This window comes from Phenylobacterium sp. (genome assembly GCF_044372605.1).
GTDB lineage: Bacteria > Pseudomonadota > Alphaproteobacteria > Caulobacterales > Caulobacteraceae > Phenylobacterium.
Genome location: NZ_JBILRO010000316.1, coordinates 1 through 3,085, shown reverse-complemented (window position 1 = coordinate 3,085; position 3,085 = coordinate 1). Strand labels below are relative to the sequence as shown.

General features: G+C 64.5%; 4 protein-coding genes. 2 read left to right on the top strand and 2 right to left on the bottom strand.

The annotated features are described in order from the left end of the window. Positions 1-731: SDR family NAD(P)-dependent oxidoreductase (locus ACIQ42_RS17490; RefSeq protein WP_397423506.1), on the bottom strand; the 731-nt coding region annotated here is incomplete at its 3' end. Between the two features lie 53 nt (positions 732-784). Here ACIQ42_RS17490 and queF point away from each other — a divergent pair. After that, complete coding sequence (gene queF / locus ACIQ42_RS17485; protein WP_397423507.1) at positions 785-1,240, top strand: preQ(1) synthase; 456 nt, start codon at positions 785-787, stop codon at positions 1,238-1,240. A gap of 14 nt (positions 1,241-1,254) precedes the next feature. On the opposite strand, the gene ACIQ42_RS17480 is transcribed toward queF, so the two are convergent. Next, complete coding sequence (locus tag ACIQ42_RS17480) at positions 1,255-1,866, bottom strand: nitroreductase (RefSeq protein ID WP_397423505.1); 612 nt, start codon at positions 1,864-1,866, stop codon at positions 1,255-1,257. A gap of 240 nt (positions 1,867-2,106) precedes the next feature. Here ACIQ42_RS17480 and cysE point away from each other — a divergent pair, with 240 nt between their 5' ends. After that, positions 2,107-2,940 (top strand): serine O-acetyltransferase, encoded by an 834-nt coding sequence (gene cysE, locus ACIQ42_RS17475; RefSeq protein ID WP_397423504.1) that lies wholly within the window; start codon positions 2,107-2,109, stop codon positions 2,938-2,940. The last annotated feature ends 145 nt before the right edge of the window (positions 2,941-3,085 follow it).

Here is a 3,085-nt window from a genome sequence, read left to right as displayed (position 1 = left end):
ACATGGCGGGACGCTGGCGCGGCCAGAAAGACGGCTGCGGCGGCGATGTCTTCCGGTCTGGAAGCCGATTTCAGCGGTGTCCCGGCGGCCGCATTGGTTCGAAGACGTTCGACTGCGCTCTCGGGCATACCCTTGCCGAACCATGGCGTGTCGATGAAACCCGGACAGACCGCGTTCACGCGAATCTTCGGCGCCAGCGCCCGCGCCAGGGACACTGTCATGGTGTTGAGAGCGCCCTTGGACGCGGCATAGGGCACGGATGAACCGATCCCTGCGACACCGGCGATGGAGGAGGTCATCACGACAGCGCCGGGCTGGGGCGCAGCTTCGAGCAGATTTCTGCAGGCCCGTACCATCTGGAAGGCGCCGATAACATTGACGGCATACAGATCCAGAAAGTCCTGCGCGGAAACCGCTTCCATATCACCGTGCGCCGCGAATCGCGTGGTCCCGGCATTGTTGAAAAGAGCGTCGATGCGACCGAACGGCGCTGCAGCGGCCGCGATCCGTCGACAATCGGCATCGTCCGCTACGTCGCCCTGAACGATCACGGCCGCCGCGCCCAGCGCCTCGACCCGGCGCGCGGTTTCCTCTGCGTCGGCCTGGTTGTGAGCATAGTTGATGAGTACCGTTCGGGCTCCCTGGCTATCGACCTCCACAGCGATGGCGCGCCCCAATCCTGTGGAAGCCCCGGTCACGACGACCACGAAACCTTCGAACTGCCGCAACATCCGACGCCCTCCGCTGCTTGTTGAGAACCGTACTAGCGGCTAATGCCGTGAGTATGGAAGAGACCCATCTCACCCAGCTTGGCCGGGAGGCGCGCGGGTTCGACAGTCCTGAGGCGGCGATTCTGGAGCGTGTGCCCAATCCGCACGCTGGAACCCGCTATCTGGTTCGCTTTGCGGTTCCCGAGTTCACCTCGCTTTGCCCGGTGACAGGGCAGCCGGATTTCGCCCATCTGGTGATCGACTACGTGCCGGGCGACTGGCTGGTGGAATCCAAGTCACTCAAGCTCTACCTCGGTTCGTTCCGCAATCACGGCGCATTCCATGAGGATTGCACGGTGGCGATCGGCAAGCGGCTCGCGGTGGAGCTGACGCCGGAGTGGTTGAGGATCGGCGGCTACTGGTATCCGCGAGGCGGAATTCCGATCGATGTGTTCTGGCAGACGGGTGCGGCGCCAACAGGGGTCTGGCTTCCGGATCAGGGGGTCGCGCCCTATCGGGGGCGTGGGTAGGCGCGGTTAGCCACCTAGGGCTTCCAGTGAGTCACGAGCTCGGGCGGTGAGGGTCGCTCGCGTTCCAGCGGCGGCTCGCGCGGTGTGCCGATGAGGACGAAGCCGGCGACGCGTTCGCTATCATTGAGGCCGAGAGCTAAGGTCGCCTGAGCGTCATAGCTGTACCAGTCGGTGATCCAGTTGGCTCCAAACCCCATGGCCAGCGCGGCCTGGACAAGGGTGGAACATACGGCGCCCGCTGACAGCACCTGCTCCCACTCCGGAATTGCGGCGACTTTCGGCGTCGAGATGACGGCGATGGCCAGGGGAGGAGTCTTGAGCTTGGCGAGTTTGCCGGTCTGGACGATGTCGCCGCGACCGGAGCTGATGGCTTCCAGCCGGGCTGCAAAGACGGCCTTGTCCGCGCCCTGAAGAACAATGAACCGCCATGGCGTCAGCTTGCCATGATCCGGGACCCGGGCGGCCAGTCGCAGGAGGTCTGCGACTTGACCCGGGTCTGGCGCCGGCTCCGTCAGGGTTGCGGCGGAGGTGGAGCGTCGCAGCGCCAGAAAGCGCAGTACCTCGGGCGACGTCTCAATCGGGAGCGCCGCACCGAACGGCGGCGGCGGCGGCAATGCGGAACTCAAGGTTTTGGTGACCTTCCGGGATCAGATCTAGATCTCTCACTTAGGTGAGTGATCACAGCTTCCGCAATGGTAGGGATGTCCCTCTTCTGGGAGAAAAGCCCAGGTAGCCGACCTGCGACGACGACACCGAAGACATCCTGACGTTGGCGATGCTGTTGAAAGCATCCCATATGGGCAGGGAAGGGTTGTTGCCGCCCGATCTCGCACAGGCGATGATAGGCTAGCGGCGGGGAGATACGGATGACGCAGCGACTGGAAGTGGTGAACGCCGATACGTCTCTGCCGGTATGGGCGGCGCTCCGAAACGAGGCTCAGGCGGCGGCCTTGTCTGAGTCGGCATTGGCCAGCCTGCTGGCGGCGGTGATCCTGAACCACAAGTCGCTGGGGGACGCGCTCAGCTATCAGCTGGCGCGGAAGCTGGGCGACCAGGAACTGCGGGCCATGAGCCTGCGCGACATCTGCGAGGAGGCCTATCAGGCCGACCCTTCGATCGTCGAAAAGGCCGAGTACGATCTACGGGCGGTGTTCGAGCGGGACCCTGCCTGCAAGGGCTATGTCCAGCCGTTCCTGTTCTTCAAGGGCTTCCTGGCGCTGCAGACCCACCGGGTGGCGCACTGGCTGTGGCACGAGGGCAGGGAGACGCTGGCGTTCTATCTGCAGAGCCGCTCCAGCGAGCTGTTCCAGGTCGACATCAATCCGGCGACCCGGATCGGCCGCGGCGTGTTCATCGACCATGGCACCGGCATCGTGATCGGCGAGACCGCCGTGATCGGCGACGATGTTTCGATGCTGCAGGGCGTGACCCTGGGCGGCACCGGGGCCGAGCGCGGCGACCGGCACCCGAAGGTGGGCCGCGGCGTCCTGCTGGGCGCCGGAGCCAAGGTGCTGGGCAATATCACGATCGGCGATTACGCCAAGGTGGCCTCGGGCTCGGTGGTTCTGAAGCCGGTTCCGGCGGGCTGCACTGCGGCCGGCGTGCCGGCGCGGCTGGTCAATTGTCCGGCGGGCGATGAGCCGGCAAAGAGCATGGATCACACCCTGGCCGACGCCGTCTACAGCGACCCTGTGATCTGAGGTTCCCCCGGCGCGCTTGACCCGCTAGAGCATGACAGCTTCAAGTGGGTACCGGTTGAAGCGCCCGTCATGCTCCAGACATGTGAAGGGCGAGTCTTTTTGTCCTGTTCAGATGATTCCATCTGATCCGGAAAGGCTCTAGTCT